Annotated in this window: 19 protein-coding genes; 7 read left to right on the top strand and 12 right to left on the bottom strand. The window is 72.3% G+C overall.

The window, feature by feature from the left end; translation table 11 throughout:
- Nucleotides 1–74: 74 nt before the first annotated feature.
- A complete protein-coding gene (locus ABZU91_RS01755; RefSeq protein ID WP_355233021.1) occupies nt 75–938 on the bottom strand; it encodes an aminoglycoside phosphotransferase family protein in 864 nt (287 codons plus the stop codon).
- 6 nt (nt 939–944) lie between these two features.
- Nucleotides 945–2,126, bottom strand: coding sequence for a signal recognition particle-docking protein FtsY (gene ftsY, locus ABZU91_RS01750; RefSeq protein WP_355233020.1), 1,182 nt, complete (start codon nt 2,124–2,126; stop codon nt 945–947).
- Nucleotides 2,127–2,209: 83 nt separating this feature from the next.
- Here ftsY and ABZU91_RS01745 point away from each other — a divergent pair, with 83 nt between their 5' ends.
- The 5 genes from ABZU91_RS01745 (at nt 2,210) to ABZU91_RS01725 (ending at nt 7,153) form a co-directional block, all read left to right on the top strand.
- On the top strand, nt 2,210–3,922 hold the full coding sequence (locus ABZU91_RS01745; protein WP_355233019.1) for an alkaline phosphatase D family protein: 1,713 nt from the start codon (nt 2,210–2,212) through the stop codon (nt 3,920–3,922).
- Nucleotides 3,923–3,948: 26 nt separating this feature from the next.
- Nucleotides 3,949–4,389, top strand: a complete 441-nt coding sequence (locus tag ABZU91_RS01740) for a MarR family transcriptional regulator (RefSeq protein ID WP_355233018.1) — start codon at nt 3,949–3,951, stop codon at nt 4,387–4,389.
- 82 nt (nt 4,390–4,471) lie between these two features.
- Nucleotides 4,472–6,082, top strand: a complete 1,611-nt coding sequence (locus ABZU91_RS01735; protein ID WP_355233017.1) for an MDR family MFS transporter — start codon at nt 4,472–4,474, stop codon at nt 6,080–6,082.
- A 9-nt stretch (nt 6,083–6,091) separates the two neighbouring features.
- On the top strand, nt 6,092–6,586 hold the full coding sequence (locus ABZU91_RS01730; protein WP_355233016.1) for a universal stress protein: 495 nt from the start codon (nt 6,092–6,094) through the stop codon (nt 6,584–6,586).
- A 45-nt stretch (nt 6,587–6,631) separates the two neighbouring features.
- Entirely contained in the window at nt 6,632–7,153 is a 522-nt protein-coding gene (locus ABZU91_RS01725) for a DinB family protein (RefSeq protein WP_355233015.1), read from the top strand.
- A 7-nt stretch (nt 7,154–7,160) separates the two neighbouring features.
- Here the strand turns inward: ABZU91_RS01725 and ABZU91_RS01720 are convergent, their stop codons facing one another.
- From ABZU91_RS01720 to ABZU91_RS01710, 3 genes are all read right to left on the bottom strand, one after another.
- On the bottom strand, nt 7,161–7,781 hold the full coding sequence (locus ABZU91_RS01720) for an HAD-IA family hydrolase (RefSeq protein ID WP_355233014.1): 621 nt from the start codon (nt 7,779–7,781) through the stop codon (nt 7,161–7,163).
- Complete coding sequence (gene smc / locus ABZU91_RS01715) at nt 7,781–11,395, bottom strand: chromosome segregation protein SMC (RefSeq protein WP_355233013.1); 3,615 nt, start codon at nt 11,393–11,395, stop codon at nt 7,781–7,783. The genes ABZU91_RS01720 and smc overlap by 1 nt, the downstream gene beginning before the upstream one ends.
- 373 nt (nt 11,396–11,768) lie before the next feature.
- On the bottom strand, nt 11,769–11,963 hold the full coding sequence (locus ABZU91_RS01710) for a hypothetical protein (protein ID WP_030487463.1): 195 nt from the start codon (nt 11,961–11,963) through the stop codon (nt 11,769–11,771).
- Nucleotides 11,964–12,335: 372 nt separating this feature from the next.
- On the opposite strand from ABZU91_RS01710, the gene ABZU91_RS01705 reads away from it, so the two are divergent.
- Both ABZU91_RS01705 and ABZU91_RS01700 read left to right on the top strand, forming a co-directional pair.
- Complete coding sequence (locus ABZU91_RS01705) at nt 12,336–13,451, top strand: CAP domain-containing protein (protein ID WP_355233012.1); 1,116 nt, start codon at nt 12,336–12,338, stop codon at nt 13,449–13,451.
- 110 nt (nt 13,452–13,561) lie between these two features.
- Nucleotides 13,562–14,404 (top strand): endo alpha-1,4 polygalactosaminidase, encoded by an 843-nt coding sequence (locus ABZU91_RS01700; protein ID WP_355233011.1) that lies wholly within the window; start codon nt 13,562–13,564, stop codon nt 14,402–14,404.
- 90 nt (nt 14,405–14,494) lie between these two features.
- Here the strand turns inward: ABZU91_RS01700 and ABZU91_RS01695 are convergent, their stop codons facing one another.
- The 7 genes from ABZU91_RS01695 to ABZU91_RS01665 all read right to left on the bottom strand — a co-directional run bounded on the left by ABZU91_RS01695 (nt 14,495) and on the right by ABZU91_RS01665 (nt 21,169).
- On the bottom strand, nt 14,495–16,714 hold the full coding sequence (locus ABZU91_RS01695; protein ID WP_355233010.1) for an MMPL family transporter: 2,220 nt from the start codon (nt 16,712–16,714) through the stop codon (nt 14,495–14,497).
- Between the two features lie 221 nt (nt 16,715–16,935).
- Nucleotides 16,936–17,793 carry a bifunctional DNA-formamidopyrimidine glycosylase/DNA-(apurinic or apyrimidinic site) lyase gene (gene mutM, locus ABZU91_RS01690; RefSeq protein ID WP_355233009.1) on the bottom strand — a complete coding sequence of 286 codons (858 nt, stop codon included), beginning with the start codon at nt 17,791–17,793 and terminating at the stop codon, nt 16,936–16,938.
- Nucleotides 17,786–18,721 carry a ribonuclease III gene (gene rnc / locus ABZU91_RS01685; RefSeq protein WP_355233008.1) on the bottom strand — a complete coding sequence of 312 codons (936 nt, stop codon included), beginning with the start codon at nt 18,719–18,721 and terminating at the stop codon, nt 17,786–17,788. The genes mutM and rnc overlap by 8 nt, the downstream gene beginning before the upstream one ends.
- Complete coding sequence (locus ABZU91_RS01680; RefSeq protein ID WP_355233007.1) at nt 18,718–19,704, bottom strand: phosphate acyltransferase PlsX; 987 nt, start codon at nt 19,702–19,704, stop codon at nt 18,718–18,720. Before ABZU91_RS01680 ends, rnc begins: the two co-directional genes overlap by 4 nt.
- Nucleotides 19,705–19,818: 114 nt before the next feature.
- Complete coding sequence (gene rpmF, locus ABZU91_RS01675; RefSeq protein ID WP_030335284.1) at nt 19,819–19,992, bottom strand: 50S ribosomal protein L32; 174 nt, start codon at nt 19,990–19,992, stop codon at nt 19,819–19,821.
- Between the two features lie 5 nt (nt 19,993–19,997).
- Nucleotides 19,998–20,561: a YceD family protein gene (locus tag ABZU91_RS01670; RefSeq protein ID WP_355233006.1), complete on the bottom strand. Its 564-nt coding sequence runs from the start codon at nt 20,559–20,561 to the stop codon at nt 19,998–20,000.
- A 110-nt stretch (nt 20,562–20,671) separates the two neighbouring features.
- The gene (locus ABZU91_RS01665; protein WP_234590503.1) at nt 20,672–21,169 is read right to left on the bottom strand and encodes a hypothetical protein; all 498 of its coding nucleotides are present in this window, start codon (nt 21,167–21,169) and stop codon (nt 20,672–20,674) included.
- Nucleotides 21,170–21,363 lie beyond the last annotated feature (194 nt).

Genomic DNA, 21,363 nt, shown 5'->3' with positions numbered 1-21,363 from the left:
CGTCGATGGCTGACCGGTCGACCGCATCGACCGATGCGCGTGACGGGACCGGCCGCGCATCGACCGACAGGCACTCAGCGGAGGGCGTTCTCCAGAGCGTGCCGCTCGTAGTCGAGCAGTCGCAGGTCGCGCATCGGCCGCCGCAGGTGACCCTTGTGCACGATCCGGACGAACGCCGGCTCGCCGGCGGCAGCCATCCGGCGGATGCCCTCCACGTGGTCCACGATCCGCTTGCGGATGGTCCGGATCAGCCGGTGCCGGTCCCGTGGGATCAGCCCGTACGCGTCGGCGAAGAGCCGCAGCCGGCGCGGGCGGTCCGGGTGCTTCCAGCCCAGCGTGATCGAGTCCCGGTCGGCGAAGATCGGCACCCACGTCCACGCCGCGTACGCCACGTCGTAGATCCGGGCGCCGGGCGAGGCGAGGTCGAAGTCGATCAGCCCGAGGGTGCCGTCCGGCCGCCAGATCACGTTGTGCGGGGCGGCGTCGTGGTGACAGATCACCTCGGTGTCCGGTGGCGGGGGCCCGAACGAGCGCCAGACGGCCCCGGCCGGCGGGGCGAAGCCGTACTGCGCGTCGTGGAACATCCGCAGCATGGTGGCGACGGTGACCAGCGCCTCGTCGGTCACCCAGTGCGGAGCGAGCGGGTATTCCCCGCACTCCCCCTCCAGGTACGACAGCACCTCACGGTTGCGCTCGTCCATGCCGAGCGCCCGGGGAGCGCCGGTGAAGCCGACGTACTCCAGGTGCCGCAGCAGGGCGTGCACGGACGGGGTCCACGGCCCGGCGTTACGACGGACCGTGTCGCCGACCCGGACCACGGTGCTCACGTTGCCGCCGTGCAGCGGGATCTCCTGCGAAGTCACGTACGGTCTCCCGAGGCGCTGCGAGGCGTGGCCGGGGTCGCGCCAGCCCGTGTACGCGCGATCGTCAGTGGTCACCCGAGACTACGCGTCCCGTCCGGCGGGTTCGGTCCCCAGCAGCGCGTCGACGAACTGCGCCGGGTCGAACGGGGCGAGGTCGTCCTTGCCCTCGCCGAGGCCGACGAGCTTCACCGGGATGCCGAGCTTGCGCTGTACGGCGATCACGATGCCGCCCTTGGCGGTGCCGTCGAGCTTGGTCAGCACCACGCCTGTCACGTTGACCACCTCGGTGAAGACCCGGGCCTGCTCCAGACCGTTCTGGCCGGTCGTGGCGTCGAGGATGAGCAGCGTCTCGTCGATCGGCCCCTGCTTCTCCACGACGCGCTTGACCTTGCCCAGCTCGTCCATCAGGCCGATCTTGTTCTGGAGGCGTCCGGCGGTGTCGATGAGCACCGTGTCGACGCCGGTGTCGATGCCCCGCTTGACGGCGTCGAACGCGACGCTGGCCGGGTCGGCCGCCTCCGGGCCCCGGACGGTCTCCGCGCCGACCCGCTCGCCCCAGGTCTGCAACTGGTCGGCGGCGGCGGCCCGGAAGGTGTCGGCTGCGCCGAGCAGCACGCTCCGCCCGTCGGCGACCAGCACCCGGGCGATCTTGCCGCAGGTGGTGGTCTTGCCGGCGCCGTTGACGCCGACCACCAGCACCACCGCCGGAACGCCCTCCTTCGGCGCGGTCCGCAGCGCGCGGTCCATGGCGGGGTCGAGGGCGTTGACCAGCTCGGCCGCGAGCAGCGCGCGCAGTTCACCGGCAGAGCGGGTGCCCAGTACCCGGGTGCGCTCCCGCAGCCGGTCGACGATGTCGCGGGTCGCGTCGACCCCGACGTCGGCGGTGATCAGGCTGTCCTCGATCTCCTCCCAGGCGTCCTCGTCGAGGTGGTCGCGGGCGAGCAGGCCGAGCAGGCCCTTGCCGAAGACGTTCTGCGAGCGCGACAGGCGGGAGCGGAGCCGGACCAGCCGCCCGGCGGTCGGCTCGGGGACCTCGACCTGCGGTTCGAGCACCGGCGGCGGCTCGACCAGGACACCGGTGGACAGATCGGACTCCGGTGCCTCGACGGGCGGACCGGCGAGATCCTCCTCGGCCCGGGTGTCGACCTCGGTGCGCGGGAGCGGAGGCTCGGGCCGCCGCCGCAGACGGGGCACGACCAGCCCGACTGTGCCGGCGATCAGCACACCGAGCAGGACCAGAGCGAGGACGAGATATTCGGCCATGCCGGAATCCTGTCAGATGCCGGCGACGGCGTCCCAGCCACCGCACCCGGCCGGTGTCCGGAAACCGGCGGTAGGCTCGCGTCATGCCCGCCGCACACCTCCTGATCGGCCCACTGCTGCGGCGAGTGGTCGACACCCGGGCGACGATCTGGGTGGAGACCGCGGCGCCCGCCGTGGTCACCGTCCGCACGGCCGACGGCGCCACCGGCACCGCGCCCACCTTCTCGGCGTACGACCACCACTACGCCCTCGTCGTCGTGGAGGGCCTCACCCCGGACAGCGCCACGACGTACGAGGTACTTGTCGACGACGAGCTGGTCTGGCCCGTGGAGAGCAGCAGCTTCCCGCCCAGCGTGATCCGTACCCGGGCGGTTGACGACCTGGACCAGCCGGTCAACATGATCTTCGGTTCGTGCCGGGAGACCACCCAGCACGCCACCACGCGCAAGCTCCCGCCGGACGCCCTGGACGCGTACGCCCGGCGGTTGATGGCCGATCCCGAGTCGCACCCGCTGCCCGACCTGCTGGTGCTCCTGGGTGACCAGGTGTACGCCGACGTGACCTCACCGACCGTGCGGCGGCTGCTGCGTCGGCGGCGTCGTCGCCCCAAGGGCGCTCCCGCCGACCAGGTGGTCAGCTTCGACGAGTACACCAAGCTCTATCTGGAGTCGTGGCGCGATCCGGAGATCCGGTGGCTGCTCTCCACCGTGCCGAGTGTGATGATCTTCGACGATCACGAGATCATCGACGACTGGAACACCTCGGCGTCGTGGCGTGCCGAGATGCGCGAGCAGTCGTGGTGGGCCGAGCGGATCGGCAGCGGACTGGCCTCGTACTGGGTCTACCAGCACCTGGGCAACCTCGCGCCGGACGAGATCGCCGCCGACCCGGTGTTCGCCAAGGTGGTCGCCGCCGAGGACGCCACCGGCGTGCTGCGCGAGTTCGGGCACCGGGTCGACCAGGAGGCCGACCTGGCGCACGACACCGAACGCTGGCGGGCCGTGCAGTACCAGTGGAGCTACGCGCTCGACCTGGGGCGTACCCGGCTGGTCATGCTCGACAACCGGTGCAGCCGGGTGCTCGAACCGGGCAGCCGGGCGATGCTGCCGCCGGGTGAGTGGTCGTGGTTCCTCGACCAGGCGCACGGCGTCTACGACCACCTGGTGGTCGGCGCCTCGCTGCCCTGGCTGCTGCCGCAGGGCATCCACCACATCGAGGCGTGGAACGAGAAGCTGGCCGACTCGCGCCGGCCCTGGGTCGCCCGGACGGCGGAGAAGCTGCGCCGCGCCCTCGATCTGGAGCACTGGGCGGCGTTCCGGCGGTCCTTCGAGGCGCTCGGTGAGACGTTCGCCCGGATCGGCACCGGCACGCCGAGGGAGTCCGGCGCACGGGTCGGTGCCGGCCCGGCGTACGCCCCACCGGCGTCGATCAGCGTGCTCTCCGGGGACGTGCACCACTCGTACGTGGCCCGCGCCCGGTTCGCCGACCCCTCCGTGGTCACGCCCGTACACCAGCTCACCTGTTCACCGATCCACAACCAGGTGCCGGCCGGCATCCGCCCGCTGATGAAGATGGGCTGGTCGTCGGGTCCGGCGGGCGCCACCCGGGCACTGGCCCGCTCGGCGGGTGTCCGGCGGCCGGGGGTGCGCTGGCGCAAGCTGGCCGGGCCCTACTTCGGCAACGCCGTCGCCACCCTGTCCCATCGGGGCCGGCAGGCTGAGGTGACCATCGAGGGCACCACCAGCGACGGGCACCTACGCCCGGTGATGAGCCGCCGCCTCTCCGGCGACGGGTGACCAGGCCCCGCCGTACTCTCTAGGCCGTGAGCGAGCATCAGCCGGAGCCGATCCGGTCCGTCGAGCACGAGCTGACCGCGCTGCTGCGCCGGGGCCGGGCGGTCTCCTGGGAGATCGCCCGCGAGGTGCATCCGACCCTCGAACCGAACACCTACGGGCTGCTGCTCTGGCTGCGGCGCAGCGGTTCGATCCGGCTGACCGAGCTGGCGGCGCGCCTCGGCGTGGGCAAGGGCACGCTCAGCCGGCAGATCAACGGGCTGGAGGCGCTGGGCCTGGTGCACCGCGAGCCCGACCCGAGTGACCGGCGGGCGGCACAGATCAGCCTCACCGAGGAGGGGCAGCACCGGTTCGATGTCGCCCGGTCGGCCCGACTGGGCGAATTCCTCCGTGCGCTGGACGACTGGCCGGCCCGGGACGTCGAGGAGTTCGCCCGACTCCTCGGCCGGTTCAACGATTCCTGGAGATGACCCGCGACGCGGGGAATGTTGTCGCCGCTTCCCCAGTTGTTGCTTGAGGCAACCAATACGTACGGGCTGGAGGCACCACACGATGAGCCAGGCGACAGCGTCCCGAGCGCCAGCCGTCGACATGACCCACCGGCAGATCCTGGAGGCCCTCTCCGGGCTGCTGCTGGGCATGTTCGTCGCGATCCTCTCCTCCACGGTCGTCTCGAACGCGCTGCCGCGCATCATCACCGAGCTGCACGGCGGTCAGTCCGCCTACACCTGGGTGGTCACCTCGGCACTGCTCGCGACCACCGCGACCACCCCCATCTGGGGCAAGCTGGCCGACCTGACCAGCAAGAAGACACTCGTCCAGCTCGCCCTGGGGATCTACGTCCTCGGCTCGGTGCTGGCCGGCCTGGCGCAGGGCACCAGCGAGCTGATCGCCTGCCGGGTGCTCCAGGGCGTCGGCGCCGGCGGCCTCACCGCCCTGGCACAGGTGATCATGGCGACGATGATCACGCCGCGCGAGCGGGGACGCTACAGCGGCTATCTCGGCGCCGTGATGGCCGTCGGCACCATCGGCGGGCCGCTGATCGGCGGCGTGATCGTGGACACCTCGTGGCTCGGCTGGCGCTGGTGCTTCTACGTCGGCGTGCCGTTCGCCATCGCCGCGCTGGTCGTGCTCCAGAAGACCCTGCACCTGCCGGTGGTCAGGCGCAAGGCGCAGATCGACTGGTGGGGCGCCACCCTGATCACGGCGGCGGTCTCGGTGCTGCTGATCTGGGTCTCCCTCGCCGGTGACCAGTTCGCCTGGACGTCCTGGCAGACCGTCGTCATGGTCCTCGGCGCTCTGCTCCTGGGCGCGCTCGCCATCCGGGTGGAGACCCGGGCCGCCGAGCCGATGATCCCGCCGCGGCTGTTCCGCAACCGGACGATCACCCTCGCCGTCGTCGCCAGCGTCGCGGTGGGCGTGGGCCTGTTCGGCGCGTCGATCTTCCTCGGCCAGTACTTCCAGATCAGCCGCGGCGAGTCGCCCACGATGTCCGGACTGATGACCCTGCCGATGATCCTCGGCCTGCTGGTCGCCTCGACCGTGGGCGGACGGATCATCACGAAGACCGGCCGCTGGAAGCGGTTCCTGGTGCTCGGTTCGGCGCTGCTCACCATCGGCTTCGCGCTCATGGGCACGCTGCGCGCGGACACCAGCTACACCCTGCTCAGCGTCTACATGCTGCTGATCGGCGTCGGCCTGGGCCTGACCATGCAGAACCTCGTGCTCGCCGTGCAGAACACCGTCGGCACGCACGAACTCGGCGCGGCCAGCTCGGTGGTGGCGTTCTTCCGCAGCCTCGGCGGCGCGATCGGCGTCTCCGCCCTCGGTGCGGTCCTCGCCCACAAGGTCAAGGACTACACCGCCGACGGACTGTCCCAGCTCGGCATCCCGGCCTCCAGCTCCGGCAGCGGTGGCACCCTGCCCGACGTGCACACCCTGCCCGGCCCGCTGCGGGCGGTGGTGGAGGCCGCGTACGGCCACGGTGCCGGTGACATCTTCCTCGCCGCCGCCCCGTTCGCGCTTATCGCGTTTGTCGCGGTGCTCTTCATCAAGGAGGTGCCGCTGCGGGAGCAGAACGGCACTCCGGTTTCCGGCGGGGGCGAGTGGGAATCGAACCCTGTCGAGGGCGTCGGCGTCATCCCCGCCGGCGGGCAGAGGTGAGGTAGAGCCATGAGTGTGGGAGCACCGGATCGCGAGGAGTACGGGCCACAGGTCAGCTCGCTGCCCTTCGAGCGCGGCACCGACGGCCCTCGGGTGATCATGGTCGGCGTCGACGGCACACGTACCTCCGGGCGGGCCGGCGCCTACGCCGCCGGGCTGGCCCGCCGGCAGGGCGCCGCCCTGGTGGTGGTCTTCGTCAGCTCGACGAGCGGTCTCACCGCCCTGGTGCCCGGCATGGACGCCGGCGCGATCCAGCGCACCCACGACGAGTTGGCCGACGAACTGCGCCGAGAGTGCCGGCGCGGGGCCGAGCAGTTGGGCATCCCGGTGACGCTGCTGTGCCGGCGCGGTGACGCGTACGCCGAGCTGTCCGCGGCCGCCGACGAGTTCCGGGCCGACATGGTCGTGGTGGGTGCGTCCGAGCAGGCCGGTCACCGGCTGGTCGGCTCGGTCGCCACCCGGCTCGTCCGCAAGGGGCACTGGCCCGTCGTCGTGGTGCCCTGAATAACCCGTCGCGTCGTGTCACAGGTGCCGGGCAGGATGCGCGCCATGACGTGGACCGCCCCGGAGATCACCCGGACACCCGAACCGTACGTCGGCGACGAGCGCACCATGCTCGACGGCTGGCTCGACTACCACCGGCAGACACTGCTGCTCAAGTGCGCGGGCCTCACCGAGGAGCAGTTGCGCACGCCCAGCGTGGAGCCTTCCGGGCTGACCCTGCTCGGCCTGGTCCGGCACCTCGCCGAGGTGGAGGCGTGGTGGTTCCGGGAGTGCTTCGCTGGCGAGCGGGTCGACTACCCGTACTTCACGCCCGAGAACCCGGACGCCGATCACGACGTGAGCGCCGCCGACGCCGAGGCGGACTTCGCCACCTTCCACCGCGAGGTCGCGCTGGCCCGCGAGGCCGCCGCCGGCCACTCGCTCGACGAGACGTTCACCGAGGTCGGCAGCAAGAAGCGCACGTTCAACCTGCGCTGGGTGTACGTGCACATGATCGAGGAGTACGCCCGGCACAACGGCCACGCCGACCTGATCCGGGAACGCATCGACGGCGCCACCGGCGAGTGAGCGCCGTTCAGTAGTCCAGGGCCGCCCGCAGGTAGCGCAGGTCGGCGTGACCGCCCCAGCGGTGCGCCGACAGCCCGGCGGCGCGGGCGCCCCGTACCGCCCAGTCCTCGTCGTCGACGAAGAGCACCCGGGCGGGTGGGATGGCAAGCGCCTGGCAGGCGGCCTGGAAGTACTCCGGGGCCGGCTTGTGCACACCGACCACCGAGGAGTTGACCACGACGTCCAGCTCGCCGACCAGGCCGAGCGCGGTCAGGTCGGCGTCGAGCAGGTCGGTGGCGTTGGTGCCCAGCCCGACCCTGATCCCGGCCGCACGCACCTCCCGGACGAAGTCGAGCACCTCGGTGTCCACCTCACCGCGGTAGCGCTGCCACTGCTCGACGGCGTCGCGGGCCCGCTGCGGGCTGCCGACCGACTCGGTCAGGGCGTCCGCCACACTCGACACCCACTCGGCGTGGTTGACCTGGCCGGTGAGCACCGGCTGGAGCCGGCTCCACTGCATCGCGATCTCGCCGAGCACCCCCTCGGAGAGGCCGTACTCCCGCTCGACACCGGCGGCCACCGCCGGGTCCCAGCGGCGCAGGACGCCGTCGAAGTCCAGCAGGAGCGCCTTCGCGCGTTCCCGAGCCACTACCTGTTCTCCTCGCCGCGGCCGGGCCGCTGGTCGTCCTCGTCGGCCCGGTTGAGCCGTTGACTGATCACCTGGGTGACCCCGCTGCGCATGGTCACCCCGTAGAGCGCGTCGGCGATCTCCATCGTCCGCTTCTGGTGCGTGATGACGATCAGCTGACTCTTCTCCCGCAACTGTGCCAGCAGCGTGATCAAGCGGCCCAGGTTCACGTCGTCCAGGGCCGCCTCCACCTCGTCCATGATGTAGAACGGGCTGGGCCGGGCGCGGAAGATCGCCACCAGCATGGCCACCGCGGTCAGCGACCGCTCACCACCGGAGAGCAGCGACAGTCGCTTGATCTTCTTGCCCGGCGGGCGGGCCTCGACCTCGACGCCGGTGGTGAGCAGATCCTCGGGGTCGGTGAGGATGAGCCGGCCCTCGCCGCCGGGGAACAGCACCGTGAACACCTGCTGGAACTCGCGCGCGGTGTCCTCGAAGGCGCTGGCGAAGACCTCCAGGATCCGCTCGTCCACGTCCTTCACGACGGTGAGCAGGTCCCGACGGGTGGCCTTGAGGTCCTCCAACTGCTCGGAGAGGAACTTGAAGCGCTCCTCCAGCGCGGCGAACTCCTCCAACGCGAGTGGATTGACCTTGCCGAGCAGGGCCAGCTCCCGTTCCGCCTTGGCGGCGCGCTTCTCCTGCACCGGCCGCTCGTAGCGGACCGGCTCGGGCACCGGGAGGCCATCGCGCTCCGCAGCCGCCACGTCCGCCTGCGTCGGCGGAACGGGCTGGGTGGGGCCGTACTCGGCGACCAGGGTCTCCACGTCCAGCCCGAAGTCCTCGGCGGCCTTCGCCTCCAACTGCTCGATGCGCAGCCGCTGCTCGGCGCGGGCCACCTCGTCCCGGTGCACCTGGCTGGTCAGCCGCTCCAGCTCAGCGCCGAGGCGTTTGGCCGCTCCGCGTACCTCCTGAAGCTCGGCCTCGCGGGCGGCGCGTTCGCGCGCGACGGCGTCGCGGTGCTGCTCGGCCGCCGTGATCGACGTGGTGAGGCGGGTGAGCGCCGCGCGGGCCCCGCCCGCGACGGCCCGGGCGATGCCCGCACCCCGGGTGCGCGCGGCCCGCCGCGCCGCGGCACGCTCCCGCGCCGCCCGCTCCGCACTGGCCTGGCGGGTGAGGGAGTCGGCCCGGCCGGCGATCGAGGAGACCCGCTCCTCGGCGGTACGCACGGCGAGCCGGACCTCCATCTCGTTCTGTCGGGCCTGCGGCACCATGGCGGCGAGCTGGTCCCGCTCCTCGGTGGAGGGCTCGGCATCGACCGGGGTCTCCTCGGCCAGCCGCAGCCGCTCCTGGAGCTCGTCGAGCGTGGCGAGGTCCCGTTGCCGGGCGGCCTCGGCGCGGGCGTGGGACTCGCCGAGCCGGTCGGTCTCCGCCTTGGCGGAACGGGCGGCCGCGCCCAGCTCAGCGAGCCGGCGGGCGGCGGCGTTGCGGTGGCTCTCCGCCTCGCGCTTCTCGGCGGCGGCGTGCTGCACGGCTTCCTTCGCGGCCGTCACCTCGGCGCGCGCCTCGACGAGTTGGTCGCGCAGCTCCGCGCCGGTCCGCTCGGCGGCGAGCCGGTTGGTACGGGCCTCCTCGACGGCCGCCTGCACCTCGATGTAGCTGGGTGCCTTGGCCGATCCGCCGGCCGCCGCGTACGCCCCGACCACGTCACCGTCCGGGGTGACGGCCCGCAGCTCGGGGTTGCCGGCGACCAGCTCGGCCGCTGCGGCGAGATCGTCGACGAGCACCACGTCGCGCAGCGCCCGGTGCACCGCCGGACGGATGTCGGGTGCGCACTCCACCAGGTCGGGGGCCCAGCGGGCGCCGTCCGGCAGCTTCGGGCGCAACGCGTCGGCGGACCCGGTCATCCCGGGCCCGGCGGGACTGCCGACCAGCAGACCGGCCCGACCGGCGTCGGAGATCTTCAGCAGCCGCATCGCCTCGACGGCCTCGTCGACGCCGGTGACGGCGACCGCGTCGGCGAGGCCGCCGAGCGCGGCGGCCAGCGCGGCCTCGTTTCCGGGCGCCACGGTGAGCAGCCCGGCGAGACTGCCGAGCAGGCCGGGTACGTCCCCCGCGCGGGCCAGCAGCGCACCGGTGCCGTCCTTGCGCCGCAGGCCGAGTGCCAGGGCCTCCTCGCGGGCCTTCCAGGTGGCGGCGTCCTTCTCGGCGGCCCGCTCGGCGTCGGCCAGCGACCGTACGGCCGCCTGCGCCCGCTCCTGGACGGCGAGCGCCTCGGCGTGCCGGGCGTCGAGGTCGGCGTTGTCGCGGTCCGCCTCGGTGGACTGGGCGGCCACCGCGTCGAGGTCGGCCTGCGCCTGCTCGGCACGGCCCAGCGCGTCGGCGTGCGCGACCGCGAGCCGTTCGATCTCCTCGCCGGCGCTTGTCGTCCGCGCCCGGGCCGAGTTGACCTGACCGGTGAGCCGGGCCATGCCCTCGCGCCGGTCGGCGATGGCCTTGGCGGCGGCGACCAGCTCCCGCTCGGCGGCGGCGAGCTGACGTTCCAGCTCCTGGCGGTGCTCGACGGCCTCGGCCAGCCGGATCTGGTCGTCGGTGAGCGCCGCGCGCAGTTCCTCCTCCTGCTCGCGGACCCGTTCGGCCTCGGCCTCCAACTGGTCGGGGTCGCGGCCGGGTCGCTCGTCGTCGCCGGTGGCGCTGAGGTGCCGCAGCCGCTCCCGGGCCAACTGCTCGATCGAGCGGAAGCGCTCCTGCAGGGCGGACAGCTTGTACCAGGTGTCCTGCGCTGCGGCGAGCAGCGGCGCGTCCTCGGCGAGGGCGGCCTCCAACTCGCCGAGCCGGCCCTGCACCTCGGCGTGCTCGCCCTCGATCTGCTCGCGCCGCTCGCGCAGCGCGGTCTCGTCGGCGATCTCCCGATCCAGGGTGGTCCGCAGGGTGGCCAGGTCGTCGGCGAGCAGTCGCAGGCGCGCGTCGCGCAGGTTGGCCTGGATGGTGGCCGCGCGCCGGGCCACCTCGGCCTGCCGGCCCAGCGGCTTGAGCTGGCGGCGCAGCTCTGCGGTGAGGTCGGTCAGGCGGTTCAGATTCACCTGCATCGCGTCGAGCTTGCGCAGCGCCTTTTCCTTGCGCTTGCGGTGCTTCAGGACGCCGGCCGCCTCCTCGATGAACGAGCGGCGGTCCTCCGGCTTGGCGTGCAGCATGCCGTCGAGACGGCCCTGACCGACGATGATGTGCATCTCCCGGCCGATGCCGGAGTCGGACAGCAGCTCCTGGATGTCGAGCAGTCGACAGGAGTTGCCGTTGATCTCGTACTCGCTCTCGCCGGAGCGGAACATCCGGCGGGTGATGGAGACCTCGGTGTACTCGATGGGCAGCGCGCCGTCGGTGTTGTCGATGGTGAGGGTGACCTCGGCCCGGCCCAGCGGGGCGCGGCCGGCGGTGCCGGCGAAGATGACGTCCTCCATCTTGCCGCCGCGCAGCGCCTTCGCGCCCTGCTCACCGAGCACCCAGGCGATGGCGTCGACGACGTTGGACTTGCCGGAGCCGTTCGGGCCCACCACACAGGTGATCCCGGGCTCCAGCTTCAACGTCGTGGCGGAGGCGAAGGACTTGAAGCCCTTCACCGTCAGGCTCTTGAGATACACCTTCTCGATCCTCGTCCGGTGGCCGCCGTACCGTCGCCGGCTGCGGGGACCTGGGTGAACCCGCAGACTAACCCGGTGGCGGGACCGACCCGGCACGCGACCCGCCCCGAGCCGTCTCGACGACTCGCGCCATGCGTGACCCGGGAGCGGACCGTGCTGTCGTCGCGGTCGTCACCTAAAGACAAATACCGCTCACGATCGGAGTGCGCTTAGGCACGTTCCGTCGAAACTGCGGAGCGTGGAAAACGTGCGGCCGCTTACAAGATCACAAATGGTCGGCCGCCAAAGGTGCCGGACAGCGTTGCGCGCCGGCACGGAGGTGTCGGCGCGCATTTTTGCGGTGGTGCTGAGATTCAGTTTTGCGAACCGAAGATCAGGTCAGCGCCGGCTCGGCGAGACGAAGCAGGTCGTCCGCTTCCGCCGCAGCCGCCGCGAGCCGATCATTGTCGGCACGCAGACGCGTGATCTCGAACTCCAGTGCCTGAACCCTGGAACGCAGTCGGGTGACCTCGTCGAGCAGACGCCGATCGGGCGCTGCACCTACGTGGCCGTAGAGGGCCTTCGCCATGCTGACTCCTTGATATGCGCTGCCGGAAAGGCCGGCCAACGCGCGCCCATTAAGTACGCGGCTGTCATTCCAGGTGTATCTGGGCATGACCGGGCGCGACTGGCGACACCTATATATTGAGCCGCAAACCCCTCCTTCGTCAAGTCTTCGCAGGCCGTAGATCATCTCTACGTCGACCTGTCCACTTGTCGGGGGGCTGCCGCAAGGCACGGACACTCTCTGTCCGGACCCCTTTACTGTACGCCCGTATCCCCGGAAGTCAGCGCCTAGACGTCCGACTTCCTCTTAACTCTTCCTTAGCCACGTTGCCGCAGGTCGCGGGCGAGTCGTAGCGTCACCCGGGCCCGCAACCGACCCCGTGGAGGCAGAGGCGTGTACGGCTCAACCGACCCGATGGACCCGAACGGCGCCCCCCGGCGCGCCGGGCGGCCGACCGACGAGCCGGACTGGTTGAGGGACCGCCCGGAGCCCCGCTCGGCGTACCTGTTCGGGGACGACCCCGACCAACCCGGCGACGAGTGGCACCGCGCCGAGCCCACCGCCCACTGGCAGACCGCCCCCGTGGACGCGCCGACCATGGGCCGGCCCGGCCACGAACGGGCCGACGAGCCGACCGGTGACTCGCACCACGACCACCGACTGGCGGAGGTCGCCGACGGTTGGCGCACCGAGGCCGACGCGCTCACCACCGACGGCTGGAACACGACGGCCGGCGACGGGCGGACCGGCAGCGGACGGCACCGCTCGCCCCGGAACTGGCGTCGCCCACTCATGATCGGCGGCGCGGCCGCGGCAGCCACCCTCGTGGTCAGCATCGGCGTCGGCGCGCTCGCGATGCCCGGCAACGGCACGGAGGACGCACCGAGCGCCGTCGACGAGACCGTCGCCGCCGCGCCCGCGGTCCCCTCCGACCCCGCGACGGGCGACACCCTGGTCGCCCCCTCCCCGACCAGCTCGCCCAGCCCGACGCGGCCGAGCCCGTCGCCGAGCAGGGTCGTCAAGCCCACCCCGGCGTCGTCGCGGACCACCGCCACCTCGCGCCGCAGCGCCGATCGCAGCACCGCCCCGAGCACCACCAGCGGCGCCGGAGGCACCAGCGGCACCGTCAGCGACCAGGCGCGCGAGGTGGTGGACCTGGTCAACGCCGAGCGGGCCAAGGCCGGCTGCAAGGCGCTGAGCATCGACGACAAGCTGATGACCGCGGCGCAGCGGCACAGCCAGGACCAGGCCGACCACAGCAAGATGTCGCACACCGGCAGCGACGGCAGCGACACGGGCGTCCGACTGGACCGGGTCGGCTACGCCTGGCGTACCTACGGCGAGAACGTGGCCTGGAACCAGAAGACGCCGGCCGCCGTGATGGACGCCTGGATGAACAGCTCGGGGCACCGCGCCAACATCCTGAACTGCGCGTTCACCGAGATCGGCGTCGGCATCGCCAGCAGCAACGGGCCGTACTGGACGCAGGTCTTCGCGGCGCCGCGCTGACCGCGCGTCGTCCGCGCCCCCGCGCTCGTTGGACCGGGTGGGTACGCCGAGCGTAAGGGTGGCGTACCGGTGGGGGCGGCGACCGGCCGCCCGGGACCCGGGAGCTGCCGATGCGGATCCGGCCGCGGCGACGTTGCGCCGCACGCGCGCTGCGCCGGATCGTGTCGGCCGGCGTCGCGCTCGTCCTGGTGGCACCGGTGTACGGCTGCCGCCGGGAGCTGATCCCGCCCGGCGCGCCCACCGCGTGGCCGGCTGCCCAGGCCCGCCACTGGCAGTGGCAGTGGCAGGTCGACGGCCCCCTCGACGAGACCGTGGACGCCGACGTGTTCCTGCTCGACCCCGTGGCGACCACGGCCGCACAGACGGCCGAGCTGCGCGCCCGTGACCGGCGGTTGATCTGTCAGGTGCCGGTCGGTTCGGTGCGCCCGACCGACCCGGACGCCAGTCGACTGCCCGCCGTCGTGCAGGGCGCCCCCGGCCGACGGCCCGGCAGCCGATGGCTGGACGTACGGGGGTGGGACGCGCTGGAGCCGGTGCTGACCGACCGGTTCCGGCTGTGCCGGGGCAAGGGCTTCGGCGCGGTGGCGCTGGCCGACGCCGACGGATACGCGCACCGCAGCGGCTTCCCCCTCGGCTTCGACGACCAACTGCTGTTCAACCGTCGCCTGGCCCGCCTGGCCCGCTCGCTCGACCTGTCCCCCGGGCTGGTCAACGACGTGCCACAACTCGCGGCCCTGGCACCGGACTTCGACTTCGTCGTCAACGAGGAGTGCGTCCGGCTGGACCAGTGCGCCAAGCTGCTGCCGTTCGCGGACGCCGGCAAGCCCGTCTTCCACGTCGAGTACGTCGGCACGACCGACGACTTCTGCGTCACGACGGTCGGCTACGGCTTCGCGTCGATCCGCAAGGAGCGGGCGTTGGACGCCTGGCGGGAGCCCTGTCCCCTGCCGTGACCACCCGGTGCCGCCACGGCACAGGCTGCGCGGCCGGACGGCCCGTGCCGGGCCGCGAGTCGCGGCCCGGCACGGGGGACGATCGGCCGTTCAGGAGACGGGCACCAGCTCCGGGGCGGGCGTCGGCGGATCGGTGGGAGCGGGCTCCGGGCGCCTGCGGAGGAACCGCGGAGCCCACCAGTTCGCGTCACCGAGCATGGTCATGAGAGCCGGCAGCACCACTCCCCGGATGATCGTGGCGTCCAGCAGGATCGCCGCCGCCAGGCCGATGCCGAGCTGTTTCATGTCGATCGTGCTCAACGTGGCGAAGATCGAGAACACTCCGACCATCACGATCGCCGCGCTGGTCACCACCCCCGCCGACGAGGTGATGCCGTACGACACCGCGTCACGGTTGGACATGCCGGCCCGGACCCCCTCGCGGATCCGACTCACCACGAACACGTGGTAGTCCATCGAGAGGCCGAAGAGCACCACGAACAGGAACAGCGGCAACCAGGAGACGATCGCTCCCATCGACGTGAAGCCGAGCAACCCCTCCGCCCACTCACCCTGGAAGACCAGCACCAGCAGGCCGTACGCGGCGCCGGCGGAGAGCAGGTTGAGCACGATCGAGCTGGCCGCCACCACGACCGAGCGGAAGGTCAGCGTCATGACGAGGAACGTGAGCACCAGCACGAAGCCCATCACCAGCGGCAGCTTGTCGCGGACGTGCGCCGCGTAGTCCTCGCTGTCGGCCACGCTCCCGCCGACCGCGTACTCGATCCCGGGAATGCCCCGCAGTTCGGCCGGGACCAGGTCGGAGCGCAGCTTCTCCAGCGACTGGACCGACCGGTCGTCGCGGCTGGCGTACGGGGTGGGCACGTCCAGCACCGACACCCGCCGGTCGGCCGACACCTTGATCTTCGGGCCGTCCGCCTCGGTGGGGGCGAACAGCGGATCGCCGGAGGCGCGGGCGGCCAGGTCGGTGAGGGCCGCGCCGACCCGGTCGGCCTGCTCGGCCGGCGCGCGGACGGCCACCACGTGGTTGGTGCCGGTGCTCGGGAAGGCGGCGGTGAGCCGGTCGTACGCCTGCATGGCAGGGGTGGTGCGGGGCAGGTCCTCCATGCCGGGGAACTTCAGCTTCATGCCGAGCGCCGGCGCGGCCAACGCGAGCAGCAGGCCGACCGAGATGACGAGCGTCGCCACCGGCGCACGCAGCGCGGGCCGCAGCACCGCCGGCCAGAGCCGGGGCGCGCGCGCCTCGCCGTGCCGTCCCGTGCGCGGCGCGGTGAGGCGCCAGAGCAGCGGCACCCGGGGCCGGTCGACCCAGCGGCCCAGCCTGGCCAGCAGGGCGGGCAGTACGGTCAGCGAGCCGGTCACCGCGACGGCGACCACCAGGATCGAGCCCACGGCCAGGGACGAGAAGACGACGTCACCAGCGAGGAACAGCCCGGCCATCGCGATGATCACGGCGACCCCGGAGACCACCACGGCGTGTCCGGAGGTCTCCGCGGCGATCTCCACCGCGTCCAGACCGGAACGGCCCTTGGCACGTTCCTCACGTTCGCGCCGGATGTAGAACAGCGAGTAGTCGACCCCCACCGCCATGCCGATCAGCAGGATCACCGGTGACGTGGTGTCGGTGGCGGGCACCAGATGCGAGGCCAGTGTGGACAGGCCCATCGCGGCAGCGACCGACGAGAGCGCCAGCAGCACCGGCACGCTCGCCGCGATCAACGCGCCGAACGCGATGATCAGAATGGCCAGGGTCACCGGCAGGCTCAGCAACTCGGCCCGCTCGAAGTCCTTGCCGAGGGTGTCGTCGAGCGCCTGTCCGATCGAGGGTCCACCGACCTGCTCGATGCGGAGCTGTGGGTGCGCGCTCTGGACTGTCGCGGTGGCGTCGCGCAACGGCTGCACCCGGTCCGACGCGGTCTCCGGATCGCCGGACATGGTGATCGGCAGCAGCAGCGCCGACCCGTCCCGCGCGGTGACCGGTGGGCCGATCTCGGCAACCCCGGCGACCGTACGCAGCCGGGCGGACGCGTCGTCGGCGGCCGCCTTCGCCGCCGCCGGGTCCAGGGTGCCGCCCCGGGAGGTGATGAGGACGTTCTCCACGGCCGGGTCGTCGAAGGCCCCGCCGTCCACGATGAGGCTCGCCCGCCCGGCCTCGCCGATCGCCTGGTCGCCGCTGGTCGCCTCGTTGAGGCCGGCGGCGCTGCCCCCGACGAAGCACACCGCCACGAACACGACCCACAACGCGATCGCCCGCCACGGATGCTCGGCACTCCACCGCGCCATCCGCACCGTCACCGGTCTGCTGCCCATCAGTGCCCCCCTGTCACGTCGACCCCCTGTCGACGGTGCTGACGTTAGGAGCGTGACGAGGCGGTGACATCGGGGAACGGCCCCCGTTCACCCCGGAGTCGGTCCGCCGGGGGCGGCGGGTCCGTCGGACGGGCATGAACCCGCGATTCGGACGTACGCCGGGGTGCTGCCCGGAGCGTCCGGCCGCGACCCGCCGACGCCGACCCGGAGCCGGCTCCGGGTCATCCCCGAAGGGCACCCCGAGGCCGCGGCTGGCAACGCGGACAGCTGTACGAGGAACGGTTCATGAACGACTCGCGCCGGATCGGCGTACCGCACCGCCGGCACGGCTCGCCCTCGCGGCCGTACGCGTTCAGCGCCCGGTCGAAGTAGCCGCTCTCGCCGTTGACGTTGACGTAGAGGGCGTCGAAGCTGGTGCCGCCCTCCTTGATGGCCTCGGCGAGCACGTCGCGGACGTGGCCGAGCAGGCGCTGCGCGGCCGGGCCGGTGAGGGCGTCGGTGGGGCGGGCGCCGTGCAACCGTGCGCGCCACAGCGCCTCGTCGGCGTAGATGTTGCCCACCCCGGAGATCAGCGTCTGGTCGAGCAGTGCCCGTTTGACCTCGGTCCGCCGGCGTCGCAGCGCGGCGACGAAGGCCTCGTCCGAGAACTCCGGGTCCATCGGGTCACGCGCGATGTGTGCGATCTCGGCGGGCAGGTCGGCGCCACCCTCGCTGACCGCGAGCCCGCCGAAGGTGCGCTGGTCGACGAAGCGCAGCTCGGGCCCGTCGTCGGCGAAGCGGAACCGGACCCGCAGATGGGTCTCGTCGGGGGTACCGGGCGGCTGGAGCAGCAGCTGACCGGACATGCCGAGGTGTCCGACCACCGCGTCGCCGCTGTCCAGCGGGAGCCACAGGTACTTGCCGCGCCTGCGCACGTCCAGGATCGTCCGATCCGCGAGCACGTCGGAGAAGTGCGCGCCACCGGGTACGTGCCGCCGGACGGCACGCGGGTGACGGACCTCGACCGAGGCGATCCGCCGGCCGGTGACCCACTGGGCCAACCCCTGCCGGACGGTCTCCACCTCGGGCAACTCAGGCACGACGGGACCCCTGCTCCTGCGCCACGTCGGCCGGCATCACCTGCGCCAGGTGATCGGCTGCCTCGCTGCGGGCCGCCTGCTCGGCGCGCTCCAACGGCCCGGCCGCCCCACCCTGGTCGCCCTCGTCGCGCCGATCGTCGGACGCCTGCTGGTCGGCGTGCTCGTGCTCGTGCTCGTGCTCGTGCTCGTGCTCGTGCTCGTGCTCGTGCTCGTGCTCGTGCTCGTCCGAGAGCATCCGCCAGGCCGCCTCGGCAGCGCGCTGTTCGGCCTCCTTCTTGCTACGCCCCTCCGCGCCGCCGTACCTGTTGCCGGCCACCACGACCCAGGCCGTGAACGTCTTGAGGTGGTCCGGGCCGGTGCCCTCGATCCGGTACTCGGGCACACCGAGGCCGAGCGCGGCGGTCAACTCCTGGAGGCTGGTCTTCCAGTCCAGGGCAGCGCCCCGACCGGCCGACTCGGCCATCAGCGGGTCGAAGAGCCGGTGGATCACGATCCCGGCGGTGTCCAGCCCGTACTGCAGGTAGATCGCGCCGAGCAGTGCCTCCAGGGTGTCGGCGAGGATGCTCGCCTTGTCCCGGCCACCGGTGCTCTCCTCGCCCTTGCCCAGCAGCAGGTACGCGCCGAGACCCTCCGGGCCGAGGCCACGAGCCACGTCCGCGAGCGCCCGCATGTTGACCACGCTCGCCCGGAGCTTCGCCAACTGCCCCTCGGGCAGGTCCGGGTGGTTGTGGAACAGGGCGGTGGTGATCACGACGCCGAGCACCGAGTCGCCCAGGAACTCCAGTCGCTCGTTGGTCGGCAGGCCGCCGTTCTCGTACGCGTACGAGCGGTGGGTCAGCGCGCGTTGCAGCAGGTCCGGCTCCAGGCTGACGCCGAACGCGGCTTCCAGGTGAGCGACGGACGCCCGCCGCCGCTTGTCGTTGCTCATGATGTGCGTACCTCGGTGTCGGTGGAGCGGTCGGTGCGGTCCGTCGCAGCGTCGCCGTCGAGCAACGCGGAGACCAGATCGGTGGCGCGCCGCCGCCACAGGTGAGCGGCGAGAGCGATGCCGGAGGCGACGTCGCCGGCGCGGGCGGAGCCGTGACAGACGACGACGGTCCCCGCGACGCCCAACAGGGCCGCCGCGCGGGGCGCGCCGCCCTCGGCCGGTGGGCCGCCGGCCATGGCGTACGCGCCCTCGATGGCCTTGAGCAGCACGTTACCGGTGAAGCCGTCGGTGACCACCACGTCGGCGCGCGCGCCGACAGCCACGTCGTACCCCTCGACAAGGCCGACGTAGCGCGCTCCGGCAGGCAGCGGTTCGACGGCGAGCAGAGGGTCGGTGGCCCGGCGTACCCGATCGCCCTTGCCGGCCTCGGTGCCCACCGAGAGCAGCCCGACCCGGGGGGCGGCGATCGAGTGGGCCACCGCGGCGTACGCGGCGCCGAGCACGGCGTGCCGGGCGAGGGTGGCGGGGCGGGGTTCGAGCGAGCCGCCCACGTCGAGCAGGATCACCGGACCGGCGACCGCGGGCAGGGTGGCGACCAGGGCGGGCTGGCGGATCTCCGGCCAGCGCCCGAGGCCGAGCACGGCGGCGGTCACCGTGGCGCCGGTGGCGCCGGCCGAGACCAGGGCGTCGGCGGTGCCGTCGCGGACGGCGGTGACAGCGGCCCGGACGGTGCTCTCCGACCGGGCGGCGCTGGGATGGTCGGCCATGCCGACGGCGACGCGGACCGGGCGGACCGTGATCCGGGCGCGTTCGGCCGGGACGAGGGCAGCGATCAACTCGTCGGCGACCTCGGCAGGACCGACGAGCAGCAGGTGCAGATCGGGGTCGGCGCGCATGGCCCGCAGAGCGCCGTCAACCACGACGGCGGGAGCGTCGTCCCCGCCGAGGAGGTCAACGGCGATCCGCGCGGCGCCCGGCTCCACCGGAACACCGGCCGGGTTGGGCCGGCCGGTGTCGGAGGGAGCCGGGGCACCGGGCGAATGCCAGGGTGCGCGCGCCGCCCGACCTGGGGTCGGGGGCGTCACTCGGCGTCCAGGTCAGACCTCGAGAACCTGGCGGCCGTTGTAGGTGCCGCAGACGGAGCAGGCGGCGTGCGGCAGCTTCGGGGACTTGCACTGCGGGCACGCGACGGTCGCGACCACGGTCGCCTTCCAGTTCGCCCGGCGGGACCGGGTGTTGCTGCGCGACATCTTGCGCTTCGGGACGGCCACGGTTCTTACTCCTCTGTAACGGTCAGTTGCGACAGGCCCGCCCAACGCGGGTCGATCTGCTGGTGACTGTGGTCGGCCGGCAGATCGTCCCAGTGCGCCCCACATTCGGGGCACAACCCTGGGCAGTCCTCCCGGCAGAGCGGGTTGGTCGGCAGCGTGAGCACCAACGCGTCCCGCAGCGCCGGCTCCAGGTCGATCAGATCGCCCTGCATCCGGCCCACCTCGTCCTCGTCGGTCGTGATGTCCGTGGTGCTGTTCTCGTACGCGTACAGCTCCTGGATCGTCACGGCCATCGATTCGTTGATCTCGCGCAGGCAACGCCCGCACTCGCCCCGGATGGGACCGGTGATGGTCCCCGAGACGAGCACACCCTCGGACACCGACTGCAACCTCAGATCGAGGTCGAGGTCCGCGCCCTCCGGCACGCCGATCAACTCCACACCGAGGTCCACCGGTGCCGGCACGACCCGCTGGACCTCACGCAACGCACCAGGGCGGCGCGGCAGGTCTCTCGTGTCGAGGACCAGCGGCGACCTGGGGTCGAGTGTCGATGGCGAGCGCTTGGGCATAGTAAGACTCCGGCCGGTGAGAGGCCGACAAAAAAGGTTACCTGGGCGACCCCCGGACCGTCGAACCGGGGGCGACGCCCGACCTCGAATGTCGGCTGGTGAGGTGCCGCTCAGAAGGGTAGCGGGCGTTCCGCCTCATCCCCACCGAAGGTGCCGATCTCCCGCAGCGCGTGCATCTTGTCGCGGCCGCGTTCGATCGAGGCGAGGGCCCGGGTGAGGAACTGCTCGAAGTTGGCCAGCGCCGTGTCGACGTAGTCGTCGACCTCCTCACGCAGGCGCTGCGCCTCGGCACGGGCCTCGGCGATGATCCGGGCACCCTCGTGCTCGGCCGAGACGGTGATCTCGTTCACCGAGACGAGCCGGGCGTGTTCTGCCTCACCCTCGCTGATGATCCGGTCCGCCTCGCGCTTGCCGGCGTCCATGATCTTGTCGCGCTCCTCCAGGAGCGCGGCGGCCCGACGCAGGTCGGCGGGAAGGTCCGCGCGCATCTCGTCCAGAGCCGCGATCATCTCGCCCCGGTCGACCATGCAGTTGTTACGGGACATCGGGACGGAGCGCGCCTGCTCCACCATGGCGATCAGTTCGTCGATGCGATCGAGCGGGTCCACCGGTACCTCACTCCTGTCGTTCGTCGGCCGACCTCCATGATGCGGGCTACGGCCGGTTCCCCGCTGCGCCCATCATGTCGTGCCCGTCCCACACGATCCCCCACCACCCCAACCCGGCGCGTCGCGAACCCGTCACTCCCGGCTCCCCCCAGCCCCCCCCCCAGCCCCTCTCGCCCCCCGCCCCACGCCCTCAC

The organism is Micromonospora sp. NPDC005174, assembly GCF_040608495.1.
Lineage (GTDB): Bacteria > Actinomycetota > Actinomycetes > Mycobacteriales > Micromonosporaceae > Micromonospora.
This window is presented reverse-complemented; position numbering and strand designations above follow the sequence as displayed.

Excerpts from the sequence above, each read along its gene's own strand:
- ftsY (WP_355233020.1), bottom strand. The coding sequence starts at position 2,126 with ATGGCCGAATATCTCGTCCTCGCTCTGGTCCTGCTCGGTGTGCTGATC.
- ABZU91_RS01745 (WP_355233019.1), top strand. The coding sequence starts at position 2,210 with ATGCCCGCCGCACACCTCCTGATCGGCCCACTGCTGCGGCGAGTGGTC.
- ABZU91_RS01735 (WP_355233017.1), top strand. The coding sequence starts at position 4,472 with ATGAGCCAGGCGACAGCGTCCCGAGCGCCAGCCGTCGACATGACCCAC.
- ABZU91_RS01730 (WP_355233016.1), top strand. The coding sequence starts at position 6,092 with ATGAGTGTGGGAGCACCGGATCGCGAGGAGTACGGGCCACAGGTCAGC.
- ABZU91_RS01725 (WP_355233015.1), top strand. The coding sequence starts at position 6,632 with ATGACGTGGACCGCCCCGGAGATCACCCGGACACCCGAACCGTACGTC.
- ABZU91_RS01710 (WP_030487463.1), bottom strand. The coding sequence starts at position 11,963 with ATGGCGAAGGCCCTCTACGGCCACGTAGGTGCAGCGCCCGATCGGCGT.
- ABZU91_RS01700 (WP_355233011.1), top strand. The coding sequence starts at position 13,562 with ATGCGGATCCGGCCGCGGCGACGTTGCGCCGCACGCGCGCTGCGCCGG.
- ABZU91_RS01695 (WP_355233010.1), bottom strand. The coding sequence starts at position 16,714 with ATGGGCAGCAGACCGGTGACGGTGCGGATGGCGCGGTGGAGTGCCGAG.
- rnc (WP_355233008.1), bottom strand. The coding sequence starts at position 18,721 with ATGAGCAACGACAAGCGGCGGCGGGCGTCCGTCGCTCACCTGGAAGCC.
- ABZU91_RS01670 (WP_355233006.1), bottom strand. The coding sequence starts at position 20,561 with ATGCCCAAGCGCTCGCCATCGACACTCGACCCCAGGTCGCCGCTGGTC.